Consider the following 16658-nt stretch of genomic DNA (forward strand, 5'->3'; position numbering starts at 1 on the left):
GAGCCGATCGGCAACATGCCACCGGCCGAGCGAGAAGCGCTGTATTATGAGCAACAGGGTCAGGCCAAGAAGGCGGCCTGACTCAAACCAACGGGTCTCCGAGAAAGCCGGGACGGCTCAGGGCGTTACCTCCTCACTCTTTCGGGGATGCTTTCTTGCTCTGGAAGGCGTCGCTGAAGGCGGCGGCCAGGATGCCGGTGGGCATGGCGATAATGCCGATGCCCGCGACGGCGGTAAGGCCGGCGAAGAGCTTGCCCAGGGCGGTGATGGGCGTCACGTCACCATAGCCCACGGTGGTCAGCGTCGCTATGCTCCACCACAACGCCCGGGGCACGCTACCGAAGGCCTCCGGCTGGTCGGCGGCCTCCACGGCATAGAGGCAGGCGGAGGAGAACAGCAGCAACAGGCCGGCCACGCCCACGCTGAGCAGCAGCTCGTGGACCCGGGCACTCAGGGCCTCGGCCAGGGCCGACCAGGCCCGGCTGAAGCGTCCCAGCCGCGACAGGCGCAGCAGCCGCAGCACCCGAAAGATGCGCAACAGGAAGGCGTTGTTCTGGGCGAGAAAGCCGAGGAAGAAGGGCAGGATGGCGATCAGGTCGATCAGTGCCCAGAAGGACAGCAGGTAGCGCAGCCGCCCGCCGATGCCGCGATAACGGGGATCCTCGCCGGCGGCATAGACGCGAGCCAGGTACTCGACGGAGAAGAGCACCACGAAGACGATTTCGATGCCGCGGAAGATGCCGGGAGCCAGGCGGCGAATGGTGGGCTCGGTCTCCACCACCGCCACCAGGGAGGCCAGCAGGACCAGGGCACAGATAACCTTGTTGACGGGTGACAGCCCCGCCTCCCGCCAGGCCTGGGGCGACAGCTGGCGATGCAGCGCTCGCCTAAGCATATCGAGACGCCCCCTCTCCCTTCGGCTCCCGGGGCGGCCAAACTACCGCCCTGCCCTGTATTCCTCGGTGGCCCTGCATGCCAGCTCCCTGCGACAGTCTCTTAAGTGTGGGTATCGGCCGAAAGCTCAATGACCTTAGGCAATTAAAGCCCAGCGTTGCGTTCTGGAGGGGCGGATCACCGGGCGACGGTCACCGGTACTACGGAGGCCGTCCCGAGTCCACCGATAATGGCCCCCTCTACTCCGCGGGCTGGTAGACCCACTGCGTCAGCCGCACGTCCAGGGTCACGGTCAGCGACGCCAGCGCCGCCGCCCGCTCCCGGCCCTCGGCCTTGGCGCGATGGAGGTGTGGCGTCATGGCCAGCAGGTCGGCGATGGGCTCGGCGCCATCGAGCTCGACGGTATCGCGCAGCCTCTCCCGGGAGAGGGGCGCGAAGCCTGGCGGCAGCGTCTCGTCATCGGCCCGCGGCGCCTTGAGGCTGGGGTAGATGATCTCGCGCAGCTCGCGAAGGTGGTCGGGGCCGGCATCGACCCGCAGCAGTACGCCGCCCGGCTTCAGCACCCGGGCGAACTCGGGGTAGACGGGGAAGCCGAACAGGCACAGCACGACGTCCAGGCTGCTCTCCTGCACCGGCAGGTGGGCATTGGTGCCCACCACCCAGGTGGCGGCCTGCTGTTGCTTGGCGGCGGCGAGCACCGCCCACTTGGAGATATCCACCCCCAGCAGGGCCAGCGTCCGCTCGTCACCGGCCGCCTGGGCCTGCTCATGGGTCCTGGCCAGCTCGCGCAGGTAGTAGCCCTCGCCGCAGCCGGCATCGAGGCAGTGAAGCGTGCCGCCGGCGGGTGCCTGCGCCAGCACCGCCCGGGCGACGGCCTCGGCGATCGGCCGGTAGTGGCCGGCCTCGAGGAAGCGCCGACGCGCCGCGACCATCTCCTTGCTGTCGCCGGGATCCCGGGAACGCTTGTGCTGCACCGGCAGCAGGTTGACGTAGCCCTGGCGGGCGATATCGAAGCCGTGGCCGGCCGCGCAGCGCCAGGCACCGCCGTCTCGTCGCAACGGCTCGCCGTCCAGCGGACAGGCCAGCGCCGTGAATGTGGTCGAATTCATCTTTCCCCCTTCATCAACCCAGGCTCGCCAGGCCGAACACAAAGGAACCCGCCGAGTGGCGGGTTCCTGTCGACCGGCGGCATCATGCCACGGCGCGGGTTATTCCCACTCGATGGTCGCCGGCGGCTTGCTCGAGACGTCGTAGGTGACCCGGGAGACCCCGGCGAGCTCGTTGATGATGCGGTTGGAGACCTTCTCCAGCAGCTCGTAGGGCAGGTGGGCCCAGCGGGCGGTCATGAAGTCGATGGTCTCCACGGCGCGCAGGGCGATGACCCACTCGTAGCGGCGGCCGTCGCCGACCACGCCCACGGACTTGACCGGCAGGAAGACGGCGAAGGCCTGGCTGGTCTTGTGGTACCAGTCGGCCTTGTGCAGCTCCTCGATAAAGATGGCGTCGGCCTCGCGCAGGATATCGGCGTACTCCTTCTTCACCTCGCCGAGGATGCGCACGCCCAGGCCCGGCCCCGGGAAGGGGTGGCGGTAGACCATGTCGTAGGGCAGGCCGAGCTCGACGCCGAGCTTGCGCACCTCGTCCTTGAACAGCTCGCGCAGCGGCTCGACCAGCTTGAGCTTCATGGTCTCCGGCAGGCCGCCCACGTTGTGGTGGGACTTGATGACGTGGGCCTTGCCGGTCTTGGCGGCGGCGGACTCGATGACATCGGGGTAGATGGTGCCCTGGGCCAGGAAGTCGACGCCCTCGATCTTGGCGGCCTCGGCGTCGAAGACATCGATAAAGGTGTTGCCGATGATCTTGCGCTTGGCCTCCGGGTCGGCCTCGCCCTTGAGCTTGTCGAGGAACAGCTGCTCGGCGTCGACGCGGATCACCTTGACGCCCATGTGCTTGGCGAAGGTCTCCATCACCTGGTCGCCCTCGTTCTTGCGCAGCAGGCCGTTGTCGACGAACACGCAGGTCAACTGGTCGCCGATGGCCTTGTGCAGCAGGGCCGCCACCACCGAGGAGTCGACGCCGCCGGAGAGGCCCAGCAGCACGTGGCGGTCGCCCACTTGCTCGCGGACCCGAGCGATCTGGTCCTCGATGATCTGGGCCGGGGTCCAGAGGCGCTCGGCGCCGCAGATCTCCAGCACGAAGTGCTCGAGGATGCGCTGGCCCTGGAGGGTGTGGGTCACCTCGGGGTGGAACTGCACCCCGTAGAAGCGCTTCTCCTCCCAGGCCATGGCGGCGATGGGGCAGCTCGGGGTGGAGGCGGTGACGGTGAAGGTGTCGGGCACCTGGGCCACCTTGTCGCCGTGGCTCATCCACACGTCGAGCAGGCTCTTGCCGGTGTCGTGGTCGATATGGTCGGCGATATCGCGGAACAGCGCGGTGGTCTCGTCGATGCGCACCTGGGCATAGCCGAACTCGCGCTGGTGGGAACCTTCCACCTTGCCGCCGAGCTGCTCGGCCATGGTCTGCATGCCGTAGCAGATGCCGAAGACCGGCAGGCCCATCTCGAAGACGCACTGGGGGGCCCGGGGGGAGTCGAGCTCGGTGACGGACTCGGGGCCACCGGCGAGGATGATGCCGTTGGGGTTGTACTCGCGGATCTCGTCTTCGGTGATATCGAAGGCGCGGATCTCGGAGTAGACGCCGATCTCGCGGACCCGGCGGGCGATCAGCTGGGTGTACTGGGAGCCGAAGTCGAGGATCAGGATCTTGTGGGCGTGAATGTCGGTCATCTGGCCTTTCCTTTAAGAAGCAACTGTACCGTAAAAGCGAAAGCTGGAAGCGGCATCTTGCCCGCTTCCAGCTTCAAGCTTCCGGCTTCAAGCTTGCAGGCTTAGCCCGCCCGGTAGTTGGGGGCTTCCTTGGTGATCTGCACGTCGTGAACGTGGGACTCGGCGAAGCCGGCACCGGTGATCTGCACGAACTCGGGCTTGGTGCGCATCTCCTGGATGGAGGTGCAGCCGGTGTAGCCCATGGAGGCGCGCAGGCCGCCCATCAGCTGGTGGACGATGGCGCTCATCACGCCCTTGTAGGGCACCCGGCCCTCGATGCCTTCCGGCACCAGCTTCTCGGCGCCGGCGTCCTTGTCCTGGAAGTAGCGGTCGGCGCTGCCCTGGCTCTGGGCCATGGCGCCCATGGAGCCCATGCCGCGGTAGGCCTTGTAGGTACGGCCCTGGTAGAGCTCCACCTCGCCGGGGGCCTCCTCGGTGCCGGCCAGCAGGCCGCCGATCATCACGCAGCTGGCGCCGGCGGCGACGGCCTTGGCCAGGTCGCCGGAGAAGCGCACGCCGCCGTCGGCGATCAGCGGGATGTCATAGGGCTCCAGCGCCGCGGAAACATTGGCCACGGCGCTGATCTGCGGCACCCCCACGCCGGCGACGATGCGGGTGGTGCAGATGGAGCCCGGGCCGATGCCCACCTTGACGCCATCGGCACCGGCCTCGGCCAGCGCTTTCGCGGCTTCCGCCGTGGCGATATTGCCGCCGATCACCTGCACCTGGGGGAAGTTGGCCTTGACCCAGGCGACCCGGTCGATGACGCCCTTGGAATGGCCGTGGGCGGTGTCCACCACGATGACGTCGACGCCGGCCTCCACCAGGGCGGCGACCCGGTCCGGGGTCTCGGGGCCGGTGCCCACGGCGGCGCCCACCAGCAGGCGGCCGTCGCTGTCCTTGGCGGCCATCGGGTAGGTGCGCGCCTTCTCGATATCCCGCACGGTGACCAGGCCCTGCAGGTGGAACTGATCATCGACGATCAGGATCTTCTCGATGCGGCTTTCCTGCAGCTTGGCCTTGATCTCCTCCAGGGGGGTCCCCACCGGCACGGTGACCAGCTTCTCCTTGGGGGTCATGATGCCCGCCACGGTGTCGCTGTGGTCCGGCTGGAAGCGCATGTCGCGGCCGGTGACGATGCCCACCAGGGCCTCGCCCTCCACCACCGGGAAGCCGGAGTAGCCGTACTCGTCGGCCATGGCCAGCAGGTCTTCCAGCTTGGCCTTGGGGCTGACGGTGACGGGATCCTTGACGATCACGCTCTCGTGCTTCTTGACCTTGCGCACCTCGGCGGCCTGGCCGGAGATGGTCAGGTTCTTGTGGATGATGCCGATGCCACCTTCCTGCGCCATGGCGATGGCCAGGCGAGCTTCGGTGACGGTGTCCATGGCGGAGGAAACGAGGGGGATATTGAGTTCGATGTGGCGGGTCAGGCGGGACTTGAGGCTGACATCCTTGGGCAGGACCTCTGAGTAGCCGGGAACGAGTAATACGTCATCGAACGTAAGAGCTTCTTGCGCCATACGTAGCATATCGGCAACACCCAATGTTAAGCAGATGATGGGGGACGGGGCGTGGGGAAATTAATCCGCCATTATAACGCCATGAGTGGGCCCCGTCACGGGCCCCACCACGCGGGTAACAGAGCCGAACAGGACAACACAGGGAATCACTGTCGAATCGGCGTGTCTTGGCTAGGGTGAAGGGGCGGCAATCCATTCCCACTCAAGGAAAGGAGTGATGCGATGCGTCAACCGACCCTCTCCCTCGCCATTGCCACCCTGGCCGGCGGCCTGGCCCTGGGCGCCCAGGCCCAATCGACCTACCAGCCCCAGGGGCTCTACTCCGCCGATGACATCCTCGACGCCGACGTCTACCTGACCGCCAATCCCGGCGAGCGAGTCGGCGAGGTCGAGGATATCCTCCTCGACGAGGCGATGCAGATCACCGCCCTGGTGGTCGAGAGCGGCAGCGCCCTGGGCCTCGGCGGTCGCGAATTTATCGTCGAGTCCGGGAATTTCACCCTGATGACCGACCTGGAGAACGACGGCGATGCCGAGCACCGGGTGATGCTCGAGGCCAGCGCCGAGGAACTCGAGGGCTACCCGACCTATGACGACGCTTGGTGGGCGCAGGCCAGGGAGCGCTCCCGGGAGGCCTGGATGCGGACCCAGGAGGGGGCCGAGAGCGCCTGGCAGGCGACTCAGGAGGGCGCCGAGCGCGCCTGGGAGACCACCCGCGAGAACGCCCGGCAGGCCTGGGAGGCGGCCCGGGATGCGGTCACCCCCAATGAGTGAGCCTTCCGGAACCGGTGCCTAGATCGACCGATGCACCGCCGGGCCCAGGTCCGGCGGTGCTGCATTTCCGGCCTCCCGACATGCTAGGCTGGGCGCCTTAGCCCGAGGAGCCCCGCCATGTCCGATACCCCCGCCCCGCTCTCCGTCAGCCAGCTCAATCGCCAGGCGCGCCTGCTGCTGGAGCGCGACTTCGGCGACTGCTGGGTGGAGGGCGAGCTCTCCGGGGTGTCGCGGCCGGCCTCGGGGCATGTCTACTTCACCCTCAAGGACGCCGAGGCCCAACTGCGCTGCGCGCTGTTCCGCACCCGGGCGCGCTTCGTCGCGGCACCGATGCGCGACGGCGACCGGGTCAAGGTGCGCGGCCGGCTATCGATCTTCGAGCCCCGTGGCGACTACCAGTTGATCGTCGAGGCAGTGCAGGCCAGCGGCGAGGGCGAGCTGCTGGCGGCCTACCAGCGCCTCAAGACCCAGCTCGAGGCGGAGGGCGTCTTCGCCAATGCCCGCCAACTGCCCTACCCGCCCCGCCACCTGCTGATCCTCAGCTCGCCCAGCGGCGCGGCGATCCGCGACGTCCTGGCGGTGCTGGCGGCGCGCTGGCCCCTGGCCCGCCCCACCCTGATCCCGGTGCCGGTGCAGGGTCGCGAGGCGGCACCCGGCCTGATCCGCGCCCTGGCCCTGCTCAATCGCCAGGCCAACCTGGACCCGGCCCGGGACGCCATCCTGATCACCCGCGGCGGCGGCAGCCTGGAGGACCTCTGGGCCTTCAACGACGAGCACCTGGCGCGGGCCATCTTCCATTCGCGGCTGCCGGTGATGTCGGCGGTGGGTCACGAGGTGGACCTGACCCTGGCCGACTTCGCCGCCGATATCCGCGCCCCCACCCCCTCCGCCGCCGCCGAGCAACTGGTGCCGGACCAGGCCGACCTGCGTCGCCGCCTGGGACAATGGGACGCCCGCCTGGTGCGCGCCCAGCGCGCCCGTCTCGACCGTGAGGGCCAGCGCCTCGACCATCTGCGCGCCCGGCTGCGCCACCCGGGCGAGCGGCTGGCGACCCAGCGCCAGGCCCTCGAGCAGCTGTGCGCGCGGCTGCACCGCGCCATGCAGCGGCGCCTGGAGCACGAACGCCATCGCGAGGGGCAGCTGGCGCGGCGCCTGGCCGCCCATCCGCCCCATCGCCAGTTGCATCAGGCCCGCGAGCGCCTGGAGGCCGCCCAGCGTCGCCTGAGTCGGGCCATGCCCCGGGAGCTGGCCCGGCATCGTGAACGCTTCGGCGGGGTGGTGCGGGAGCTGCAGGCGGTGAGCCCGCTGGCGGTGCTGGGGCGCGGCTATGCGATCCTCGAGGACGAGACGCACCGGGTGGTGCGCCGCGCCGCGGAGGCCCGCCCCGGGCAGCGGCTCGGTGCCCGCCTCGGCGAGGGGCGCCTCGACCTGGAGGTCACCGCGGTGCATCAGGACACGGGGCCCGCCTCGCGCTGACGCCACGAGCCTGCCGCCGAACCTCCCGGTTATGCTAGGGTCTAGTGGGTCGTGTCCCACCCGCTACCGGCGGCTGGCCCGCCGGCTCGCATCCATTCCGCTAGAAGGAGCTACACCATGTCACTGCGTATCAATGATGTCGTCCCCGATTTCGAGGCACAGACCAGCCAGGGGCCGATCCGCTTCCACGAATGGATCGGTGACAGCTGGGCCATCCTCTTCTCCCACCCCAAGGACTTCACACCGGTGTGCACCACCGAGTTCGGCGCCGTGGCCCAGCTCGATGAGGAGTGGAAGAAGCGCAACACCAAGGTGATCGGCGTCTCCGTGGACGGGGTCGAGGAGCACAAGGGCTGGATCGGTGATATCGAGCAGTATGCCGAGTGCCCGGTGGGCTTCCCGATCATCGCCGACGATGACCTCAAGGTCGCCAAGCTGTTCGACATGCTGCCCGCCGAGGCCTACCTGCCCGACGGCCGCACCCCGGCCGACAGCGCCACCGTGCGCACCGTCTATATCATCGGCCCGGACAAGCAGCTCAAGCTCTCCATGACCTACCCGATGACCGTGGGCCGCAACTTCGCCGAGGTACTGCGCGCCCTGGACGCCCTCCAGACCACCGCCAGCAAGGGCGTGGCCACGCCGGTCAACTGGACCGTCGGCGAAGACGTGATCATTCCGCCCACCGTCTCCGATGCGGATGCCAAGGCAAAATTCGGCGAGTTCGAGACCATCTTCCCCTACCTGCGCAAGACCAAGCTGCCCAAGTAAGGCTTGGCGACGCCCCCGCCACTCGGCGGGGGCTCCCTCCTCAGGCCCCCGGCTTGAAGCGCCCCGGCTCCAGGTCGTGGCGTCCCAGCAGCTTGTAGAAGTCGGTGCGGTTACGCCCGGCGATACGCGCCGCCTGGGTGACGTTGCCCTCGGTGATCTTCAATACCTTGATCAGATAGCTGCGTTCGAAACCGGCGCGGGCGTCATTGAAGGTGGGCAGGCCATTCTCCTCGGCGGCCAGCGCCTGGGAGACCAGCGCCTCGGGGATGATCGGCGCGCTGCTCAGGGCCACGCACTGCTCCACCACATTGACCAGTTGGCGGACATTCCCCGGCCAGGCGCAGGAGGCCAGCAGGTTGAGGGCCTCCGGCGAGAAGCCCTTGACGAAGGCCTTGTGACGGGAGGCCACCTTGGCCACCAGGTGCTTGGCCAGCAGCGGCACGTCCTCGGCGCGCTCCTTGAGGGCCGGCAGCTTGAGGTTGACCACGTTGAGGCGGTAGTAGAGGTCCTCGCGGAAGTCGCCGTCGGCCATGGCACGACTCAGGTCGCGGTGGGTGGCGGAGATGATCCGCACATCGATGGGCAGCGAGACGGTGGAGCCCAGGGGCCGCACCTGGCGCTCCTGGAGGGCGCGCAGCAGCTTGACCTGCAACGGCAATGGCATGTCACCGATCTCGTCGAGGAAGAGGGTGCCGCCATCGGCGGCCTGGAAGAGGCCCTGATGCTGGCTGACCGCGCCGGTAAAGGCGCCCTTGGCGTGACCGAACAGTTCGCTCTCCAGCAGCTGCTCCGGCAGGGCACCGCAGTTGATCGCCACGAACGGCTTGTCGGCCCGCGGGCTCGCCTTGTGGATGGCACTGGCCAGCAGCTCCTTGCCGGAACCGGAGGGGCCGGTCACCAGCACGCTGACGTCCGAGGCGGCGACCATCTGCGCCTGCTCGAGGATGCGTTCCATCTCCGGGCTACGGGTGATGATCTCGGCCCGCCAGCCCTGTTCGCCCTCGCCGCCCCGCGGGGTCTGGGCCAGGGCCTCGTCGATGGCGGCGAACAGCTCGTCGCGATTGACCGGCTTGGTCAGGAAGCTGAAGACTCCCTGACGGGTGGCGCTCACCGCCTCGGGGATCGAGCCATGGGCGGTGAGGATGATCACCGGCAGGCCGGGCAGGCGCCGCTGCAGCTCCTGGAACAGCGCCAGGCCGTCCATGCCATCCATGCGCAGGTCGGACAGCACCAGGTCGGGGCGCGCGACCTCGACCCGCTCCAGGGCCTCGCGGCCGCTGGCCGCCGTGGTGACCCGAAACCCATGACTCTCCAGGCGCATGCCCAGAAGCTTCAGCAGGCTGGCGTCGTCATCTACCAGCAGGATATGCGCGGCTTGCTTCACTCTTCGACTCCGGTCTCCGTCATGGCGACGGCTGACGTAGGTTGATGCTCTGCTCGATGGCGGTCAGCGCCTCGAGCTGCTCTTCCAGTTCCAGGCGCTCCGCCGCCAGGGTCTGGCGCTGGCGCTCGCTGCGCGCCAGCCGGCCGGCCAGGGCGCGGCGTCCCTCCAGGTCGTTGCGCCAGTAGCGCAGCAGCGGCTGCAAGGCCTCCGGCGCCCCGCCGATCAGCGCATCGTCCAGCAGCCTGGCGGCGGCGTCCCACTGACGCTCACTGCCCCAGGCCAGCAGGGCGGCCCGGGCCAGCCGCGAGCGCTCATCCTCGCCGCCGAGGCGGACCAGCAGGCTCTCGCGCCACTGGCGCTCGCCGCGCTGGGAGGCCAGGCCGAAGGCTATCCAGGCATCCAGCAAGCAGGCACTCTCCTCCACCAGCAGGGGAACCTCCCGCTCGCAGGCCGGATTCACGGCGGCAGACTCGGGCCCCAGGGCTTCCGGCAGCCGGGGTACCCACTGACAACCCCCCAGCAGGGCGATCCCCGCCAGGGCAACGACGATACGATGCGTCATGTCTCAACGGCTCCTTGCGTGCTCCTGCGCCTCCGGGTCTTTCGGTGCAGGGATATTTTTCTGTTCTGGTTCGGGGGGTGGGCCAGGCTGCCAGGGCAGGGTCAGGCGGAAACACACCGGCAGCAGGTCGTCGGTGATCAGCTCCAGGCGGCCCTGCTGCATGCGCGCGCAATCGGCGGCCACCGAGAGGCCGATGCCGGAGCCCTTGAGGGCCCCCTTGCGGCGCACCCGTCCCTGATAGAAGGGTTCGAAGAGGCGCCCCCGATCCCCCTCGTCGATCGCCTCGCCGCTGTTGGCCACCTCGATGACCAGGGTGGCCCCCTCGCGACGCAGGCGAATCTCCAGGCTGCCGTTATCCTCCCCATAGGCGATGGCGTTGGACAACAGATTGTCGAGAATGCGCCCGGTCGCGGTGCGATCGGCGCACCATTCCAGGGGCCGCTCGGGCGAGGTCACCCGCATGCCCTTGTGGGTCAGGGCCAGCCGGTGCTTGGCCAGCAGCTCCCCGATCAGCGCGCTCATGTCGAAGCGCCGGATATCCACCTCGCGGTGATGCTGGAGCAGGTTGTAGTCGAGCAGCTGCTCGATCAGCCGCTGCAGCTCGTCGCCGCTGGCATCGATCAGCTCGAGGATCTCCCGCTGGCGCGGGTCGAGGCGCCCGGCCACCCCGTCGCAGAGCAGTGCCGTGCCCTCGCGCACGCTGGCCAAGGGCGTCTTGAGCTCATGGGACATATGGCGCAGGAACTGCTGCTTCTGGGCCTCGACCTCGCCCAGGCGTTCCGAGAGCCAGTCGAGGCGTTCGCCGAGGCGCACCAGCTCCGCCGGCCCCTGGATGGAAGGCGCCACCGGGCCCGTGCGGCTGGTGCCGCCGATCCCCTGGATACGCCGCTCGAGCTGCCGAATGGGTCGAATGATCAGCCAGGTAAAGAGCAGCATCAACGCCAGGCTGGCGGACACCAGGGCCAGGGTCTGCAGCCAGAGCCGGGCCTGGACCTGGCCGGCATGCTCGCGGATCGCCTCGATGCGCTCGTCGATGCGGCGATTGGTGGCTCGACGGACCGCTTCGGCATGCTCGGCCAGGGCGGCGAAGAGCTCGAGGCGCTCGCCCACCTGGGATGCCGACAGCTCCGGCAGTTCGCCCAGCGCCTCGAGCAGCGGGCCGAGCGCCAGGACATCGGGATTCTCCGGCAACAGGCGCCGCTGGTCGCGAAGCAGCGACTCGAACTCGGCATGCCGCGCGAGAAACAGCGTCATCAGGCCGGGCTCTTCCACCACCGCATACTGGCGGGCGCTACGCTCCATCTCCAGCGACAGGGAAGTGAGGGCCCGGGCGCGCCGGGTCTCCTCCACCGCCTGACGAGCGCCGGCATCGGCCAGGCGAGTCAGCTCGGCCAGTGCCTGACCGGCCTGGAACATCAGGATTCCCAGCGGCAGCATGACCACCAGGAAGGCGAGCAATACCAGCTGCAACAGGGAGCGTGGGCGCCAGCGGCGCGACACCTGCGTGGTCATGGCCAGGGTTCTATGCCGGAGTAGGGTCGTTGCCATGCGTCATACTCACGAGAATACCAGAGATACCGCCAGGGCCAGGGAGCGCCCATAAAAAAAGAGGGCCGGCAGAGCCGGCCCAAGGTACGCAGGGAACTGAAGTGACGGCGTATCGATCGAAACCGCCGCTGGGCCAGGGGCCCGAAGCCGGAAAGCCACGCTCCTCGAGGGCCAGCCGGACTTCATGGATAAACCGCCTGAGGGGGCGACTTATCGAGAAACCTTCCCCGTATCGGGGCAGTGCTCGCGGTCCTTCGCCCCGCTTGCCCCACTTATTGCCAGATCCGTACCACTCAAAAAAAAATCCTAAAAATACAACACCTTATAAATAACACCTGGCGAATCAGCGCCCCCGCCGACGAGAGGCCGCCACTTTTCAGCACCGCCTTGTCTCCTTCTGGAGACACCTTTTCCGTGAGAAATAAAATATCCTTTATAAACAGTGCTTTACTTAGTATGCATTTGGCGACACCGGGCGAGCCGTCGTGGCAAATCGCCGACAGTCGTCCTTATCTTCCCGGCCCGGCACAAAAAAATGGGCCGACAGGGTCGGCCCGAGGTACGCAGGGAACTAAAGGGGACGAGCGTCGCTGCCCTGCCGCCTGGCCGGGGGGCATCGCCACTCGCAGGGCCCGAGGCCCGGAAGCCATGTCGTGGGTCATCGCCTGCCAGGGGCTATCACGACGGGAGCAGTTGCCCGGCTTCATTCCGCAGGACGGGGAGGCCTTCGCCTGCCCGTCGATAATCGATCCCCCGCAGGGGATGAGGCATCCTTGCCAGGGCCTCCTTGCCCGTTAACGGCACCCTTCCTTGCCTGACGGCGGCACCGGTCTCATCGCAACCTGAGTGTCACATCGCATGGAGCAGACGCTGGCCCCGGAGAGGGCGAGCGGCACAGGGAGCGACGTGCTCGCCCGACTCGGGACCGAAGGAGATGAGCCGTAACGATCTCCTCCTCGCTGCTCACCCTGACTATAGCGACAGCCGTGCCATATCTTTAAAACTTCTTTAAATACAATGACTTGAACAGTCAAGCGAGAAAGGGGTATCGACGCTGGGAGCAGATAGCCCCGGGAAAGGCGGGAAGAACGTCGCGATTCTCCGACGTTTTTGCAAAGAATTTCAATTTAGACTTTAAAATCATAGGGTTAATATATGCTTTTCTGCGACACCCTGCCCGGAACGGGCCCCGGGCGGCGACACGCACCACCCGGGACCATCGCTCACAGGGCCTTGATCAGCACCTTCGACTTGCGTGCCTGGTTATAGGCCTCGCGCTTCATGGGCGGCAGGTCCGCCACCGAGGCGAGCTGGAAGCCGTGCTCGAAGAACCAGTGGGCGGTATGGGTGGTCAACGCGAACAGCGCCGTCAGCCCCAGGCGACGGGCGCGACGCTCCACCTCGGCCAGCAACAGCTCCCCCCGGGCACCACCGCGGTAGTCACCATGCACCGCCACACAGGCCAGCTCGCCCATCTCGGCATCGCCGAAGCAGTGCAGGGCGGCACAGCCGATCACCATGCCATCGCGATCGATCAGTACATAGTCGTCGATCTCGTGCTCCAGGCGCTCCCGGGAGCGAGCCACCAGCATGCCGCGGCGCTCCAGGGGCTCCAGCAGTTCCAGCAGCCCCCCCACATCGGCCAGCTCGGCGGCACGCAGCTGCTCGTAGCGGTGCTGGGTGATCATGGTGCCCACCCCGTCGCGGGTGAACAGCTCCCCCAGCAGGGCATCGTGATCGAGCCAGGAGAGCAGGTGGGTGCGGGCCACGCCGTGGCGAGCCGCGCCGCAGGCGGCCCCAAGGTGGCGAGCCAGCTCGCTGCCGGGAGCGGCGCGCTCCATCAGCGGCGTCGCCTCGGCGGGGGTCAGCTGGCGCTGCAACTGGCCGCTGGCATCGTGCAGTCCCGCCGCCTCCCCCAGCAGGATCAGCTTGTCGGCGCCCAGCGCCACCGCCGCCTGCTGCGCGACCTCGGCGGCATCCAGATCGAATACCTCGCCGGTACTCGAGAAGCCCAGGGGCGGCAGGACCACCAGGGAGCCCTGATCGAGCAGGCCCTGAATCGCCGTGGCGCGGACGCGCCGCACCTCGCCGCTGCGGTCGTAGTCGATGCCCTCACGCACGCCCAGGGGCTTGGCCATCACCAGGTTGCCGGAGACGGCGGTCAATTCCACCCCGTGCAGGGGCGTATTGGGCAGGCCCACGGAGAGGCGCGCCTCCAGCCACAGTCGCTGCTCGGCGGCGATACGCTCGACCCGGGCCATGATGGTATCGTCGGCGACCCAGCGCCCTTCGTGGCGGTAGGGGGTAATGCCATCGTCGCGCAGCACCTGCCGCACCTGGGGGCGAATGCCGTAGGCCACCACCAGGCGCACGCCCAGGGTATGCAGCAGGGCCAGATCCTGGATCAGCTGCTCGCCTCGCCCCTCGGCCATGGCTTCGCCCTCGATCAGGATGACGAAGGTTCGGCCGCGGTGGGCATTGATATAGGGGGACGAGTTACGGAACCAGTCGACGAAGGGAAAACGCTTATTCAAGGGCCGCACTCCGGCAGCAGGTGAACGGATACAGTGAGCTTCGACTATAGCAAGGCATGCAAAACGGCGGCACCCTTGGGCGCCGCCGTTGCTTCACCGACTCTGTGAGTCTGGCCGCTTAGCCGAACATCCCCTTGAACATAAAGAAGAAGAGGATCGCCAGGCCGGCACCGGCGGGCAGGGTGATCAACCAGGACATGGCGATGGTGCCGATGACCCGCAGGTTCAGCGCCGACATGCCGCGGGCCAGGCCCACGCCCAGCACCGCCCCCACCAGGGTATGGGTAGTGGAGATCGGCAGGCCGGTGCCCGAGGCCAGCACCACGGTGGTGGCGGCGGCCAGGGTGGCGGCGAAGCCGCGGCTGGGGGTCAGCTCGGTGATCCCGGTGCCCACGGTGGCGATCACCTTGCGGCCATAGGTGACCAGGCCAACCACGATGCCGCCGCCGCCCAGCACCAGCACCCACCAGGGCACCAGGGCGGCGCCTTCGACGGCACCGCCACTTTGCACCACGCTGATGATCGCCGCCAGCGGCCCCACCGCATTGGCCACGTCATTGGAGCCGTGGGCGAAGGCCATGGCACAGGCGGTAAACAGCATCAGCACGCCAAAGACCCGCTCCACGCCACCATAGCCGAAGGCATCGCCGGCGCTCTTCTGGTAATCGACCCGGCGCTCCAGCAGGATGCCGATGACCATGATGATCAGGCCGAGCACCACCGACAGCAGGAAGCTCTGGGTATAGGAGAAGTCGAGGCCGATATGCTTGAGGCCCTTGACCAGGGTGACCATGGCCACCACGAAGCCCACCAGGAAGATATAGACCGGCACATAGCGCTTGGCGGCGGCGAAGGGGTCGCGGGCCTCGAAGATCAGATGCTGTACCGTCTTGAACAGGCCGAAGGCGATGGTGCCGGACAACAGCGGCGATACTACCCAACTGGCGGCGATCTTGCCGACCGCGCCCCAATCCACGGAGGCCGCGCCCAGCCCCGCCACCGCGAAGCCGACGATGGCGCCGACGATGGAGTGGGTGGTGGAGACCGGCCAGCCCTTCATGGAGGCGATCAGCAACCAGGTGGCCGCGGCCAGCAGCGCCGCCAGCATGCCGTAGACCAGCAGCTGCGGCGTATCGGTCAACAGCGCCGGATCGATGATGCCCTTGCGGACGGTATCGGTGACCTCGCCGCCGGCCAGCCAGGCACCGAGGAATTCGAAGATCACGGCGATGATGATCGCCTGTTTGATGGTGATAGCCCGGGAGCCCACCGAAGTGCCCATGGCGTTGGCCACGTCATTGGCCCCCACCCCCCAGGCCATGAAGAAGCCGAAGAGACAGGCCAGGATAATGAAGATTTCGCCGTGCTGCGCAATGATCGACATAGGGCTTGGATCCTATGTAGGTGTCGGAGGAATGCGAGGGGTCCGTGACGGGGTTGTCCCGCGGACCGAAGCCGGGCGGGCGCGGTGGCGCCGGCCTCAGCGAGCGGTGAGGATCTGCAGGCGACTGCCGACCCGCTCGGCGCGGTCGGAGAGCTCGCCGATCCAATCGATGATCTGGTAGAGGAACATCACATCCACCGGCGGCAACTCGCTCTCCAGCTCGAAGAGCTGACGGCGGATCGCCACCTGCTGGCCATCGGCCTGGTGTTCCAAGGTGTGCAGCTCACGGATCAGGTTCTGCATCACGTCGGAGACGTTGCGGCCGAAGCCGGATTCCAGCAGATCCTTGAGCTCTTCCAGCGCCTTGCGGGCCTGGGTCACGGCGCCCACCGAGATGTGCAGGTAGTCGCGCATGGGGCCGGCCAGCGCCTCGGGCACCTGCATCTGGCGACCCAGCATGATGCCGGTGATATCCCGTGCCTTGTTGGCGATCTTGTCCTGTACGCTGATCAGGTCGAGCAGATCGGAACGGGAGACCGGCAGGAACATGGTATTGGGCAGGTTGAGACGCAGCTCGGTCTTGAGCTCATCGGCCTCGTGTTCCAGGCGGGTAATCGTCTCACGGTGGCGAGCCGCCGTGTCCCAGTCGCCGGTCAGGGTCGCTTCGAAGAAGGGCAGCAGCTCATTCGCGGCCTCGCTGGCCTTGACGATATGCGCTAACAGCGGCTGGAATGGCGAACGGCCAAACATCGCGGAAAAGGGGTTGGGAGTCACCATAGGAGAATTCGCACTTGGGAATTGGCGGCGTCAGTATAGTGATTGAAGCCGCCAGCGTCATAAAAAATTCACCCCTTCGTCACACAGGAAACCCCCATGGCCCAAGAGATCGAGCTCAAGCTCGCCCTGCCCGAAGATGGCCCCCAACGACTGCTGGCCCACCCCCTGCTGAGTCGCCCCCCCGAATGCCTGGAGCTGGCCAACAC

The 16658-nt window shown here is 67.5% G+C and carries 13 protein-coding genes and 1 other annotated feature; of the genes, 3 read left to right on the forward strand and 10 right to left on the reverse strand.

Annotation, left to right across the window (positions count from 1 at the left end; genetic code table 11):
• Positions 1-133: 133 nt before the first annotated feature.
• From NFU04_RS15515 to guaB, 4 genes are all read right to left on the reverse strand, one after another.
• Positions 134-895, reverse strand: a complete 762-nt coding sequence (locus NFU04_RS15515; RefSeq protein WP_285835167.1) for an ion transporter — start codon at positions 893-895, stop codon at positions 134-136.
• A 238-nt stretch (positions 896-1133) separates the two neighbouring features.
• Positions 1134-2003: a putative RNA methyltransferase gene (locus tag NFU04_RS15520; protein ID WP_251310325.1), complete on the reverse strand. Its 870-nt coding sequence runs from the start codon at positions 2001-2003 to the stop codon at positions 1134-1136.
• A gap of 99 nt (positions 2004-2102) precedes the next feature.
• Positions 2103-3680 (reverse strand): glutamine-hydrolyzing GMP synthase, encoded by a 1578-nt coding sequence (gene guaA, locus NFU04_RS15525; protein WP_251310326.1) that lies wholly within the window; start codon positions 3678-3680, stop codon positions 2103-2105.
• Between the two features lie 11 nt (positions 3681-3691).
• Positions 3692-3756 (forward strand) — a sequence feature (DnaX frameshifting element).
• Positions 3757-3781: 25 nt separating this feature from the next.
• Positions 3782-5251: an IMP dehydrogenase gene (guaB, locus tag NFU04_RS15530; protein WP_251310327.1), complete on the reverse strand. Its 1470-nt coding sequence runs from the start codon at positions 5249-5251 to the stop codon at positions 3782-3784.
• A gap of 213 nt (positions 5252-5464) precedes the next feature.
• Here guaB and NFU04_RS15535 point away from each other — a divergent pair, with 213 nt between their 5' ends.
• From NFU04_RS15535 to NFU04_RS15545, 3 genes are all read left to right on the forward strand, one after another.
• On the forward strand, positions 5465-6016 hold the full coding sequence (locus NFU04_RS15535) for a PRC-barrel domain-containing protein (protein WP_251310328.1): 552 nt from the start codon (positions 5465-5467) through the stop codon (positions 6014-6016).
• A 117-nt stretch (positions 6017-6133) separates the two neighbouring features.
• Entirely contained in the window at positions 6134-7492 is a 1359-nt protein-coding gene (gene xseA, locus NFU04_RS15540) for an exodeoxyribonuclease VII large subunit (RefSeq protein WP_251310329.1), read from the forward strand.
• A 117-nt stretch (positions 7493-7609) separates the two neighbouring features.
• Complete coding sequence (locus NFU04_RS15545; RefSeq protein WP_146802178.1) at positions 7610-8263, forward strand: peroxiredoxin; 654 nt, start codon at positions 7610-7612, stop codon at positions 8261-8263.
• A 40-nt stretch (positions 8264-8303) separates the two neighbouring features.
• Here the strand turns inward: NFU04_RS15545 and glrR are convergent, their stop codons facing one another.
• The 6 genes from glrR to NFU04_RS15575 form a co-directional block, all read right to left on the reverse strand.
• On the reverse strand, positions 8304-9647 hold the full coding sequence (gene glrR, locus NFU04_RS15550; protein ID WP_285835168.1) for a two-component system response regulator GlrR: 1344 nt from the start codon (positions 9645-9647) through the stop codon (positions 8304-8306).
• Positions 9648-9666: 19 nt separating this feature from the next.
• Positions 9667-10209, reverse strand: a complete 543-nt coding sequence (locus NFU04_RS15555) for a hypothetical protein (protein ID WP_251310330.1) — start codon at positions 10207-10209, stop codon at positions 9667-9669.
• 3 nt (positions 10210-10212) lie between these two features.
• Positions 10213-11721: a sensor histidine kinase gene (locus NFU04_RS15560; RefSeq protein ID WP_251310331.1), complete on the reverse strand. Its 1509-nt coding sequence runs from the start codon at positions 11719-11721 to the stop codon at positions 10213-10215.
• Positions 11722-12980: 1259 nt separating this feature from the next.
• Positions 12981-14291 carry an amino-acid N-acetyltransferase gene (gene argA / locus NFU04_RS15565; protein ID WP_251310332.1) on the reverse strand — a complete coding sequence of 437 codons (1311 nt, stop codon included), beginning with the start codon at positions 14289-14291 and terminating at the stop codon, positions 12981-12983.
• Positions 14292-14409: 118 nt separating this feature from the next.
• On the reverse strand, positions 14410-15675 hold the full coding sequence (locus tag NFU04_RS15570; protein ID WP_251310333.1) for an inorganic phosphate transporter: 1266 nt from the start codon (positions 15673-15675) through the stop codon (positions 14410-14412).
• Positions 15676-15771: 96 nt separating this feature from the next.
• A complete protein-coding gene (locus NFU04_RS15575) occupies positions 15772-16452 on the reverse strand; it encodes a TIGR00153 family protein (RefSeq protein ID WP_251310334.1) in 681 nt (226 codons plus the stop codon).
• Positions 16453-16658: the final 206 nt, after the last annotated feature.

The organism is Halomonas sp. NCCP-2165 (genome assembly GCF_023708045.1).
Taxonomy (GTDB): Bacteria; Pseudomonadota; Gammaproteobacteria; order Pseudomonadales; family Halomonadaceae; genus Bisbaumannia; species Bisbaumannia pacifica.

Bases quoted from the DNA above. Each gene is read 5' to 3' on its own strand.
- NFU04_RS15555 (WP_251310330.1), bottom strand. From the start codon at position 10,209: ATGACGCATCGTATCGTCGTTGCCCTGGCGGGGATCGCCCTGCTGGGG.
- NFU04_RS15560 (WP_251310331.1), bottom strand. From the start codon at position 11,721: ATGACCACGCAGGTGTCGCGCCGCTGGCGCCCACGCTCCCTGTTGCAG.
- NFU04_RS15570 (WP_251310333.1), bottom strand. From the start codon at position 15,675: ATGTCGATCATTGCGCAGCACGGCGAAATCTTCATTATCCTGGCCTGT.
- xseA (WP_251310329.1), top strand. From the start codon at position 6,134: ATGTCCGATACCCCCGCCCCGCTCTCCGTCAGCCAGCTCAATCGCCAG.
- guaB (WP_251310327.1), bottom strand. From the start codon at position 5,251: ATGCTACGTATGGCGCAAGAAGCTCTTACGTTCGATGACGTATTACTC.
- NFU04_RS15535 (WP_251310328.1), top strand. From the start codon at position 5,465: ATGCGTCAACCGACCCTCTCCCTCGCCATTGCCACCCTGGCCGGCGGC.
- guaA (WP_251310326.1), bottom strand. From the start codon at position 3,680: ATGACCGACATTCACGCCCACAAGATCCTGATCCTCGACTTCGGCTCC.
- NFU04_RS15515 (WP_285835167.1), bottom strand. From the start codon at position 895: ATGCTTAGGCGAGCGCTGCATCGCCAGCTGTCGCCCCAGGCCTGGCGG.
- NFU04_RS15575 (WP_251310334.1), bottom strand. From the start codon at position 16,452: ATGGTGACTCCCAACCCCTTTTCCGCGATGTTTGGCCGTTCGCCATTC.
- NFU04_RS15520 (WP_251310325.1), bottom strand. From the start codon at position 2,003: ATGAATTCGACCACATTCACGGCGCTGGCCTGTCCGCTGGACGGCGAG.
- NFU04_RS15545 (WP_146802178.1), top strand. From the start codon at position 7,610: ATGTCACTGCGTATCAATGATGTCGTCCCCGATTTCGAGGCACAGACC.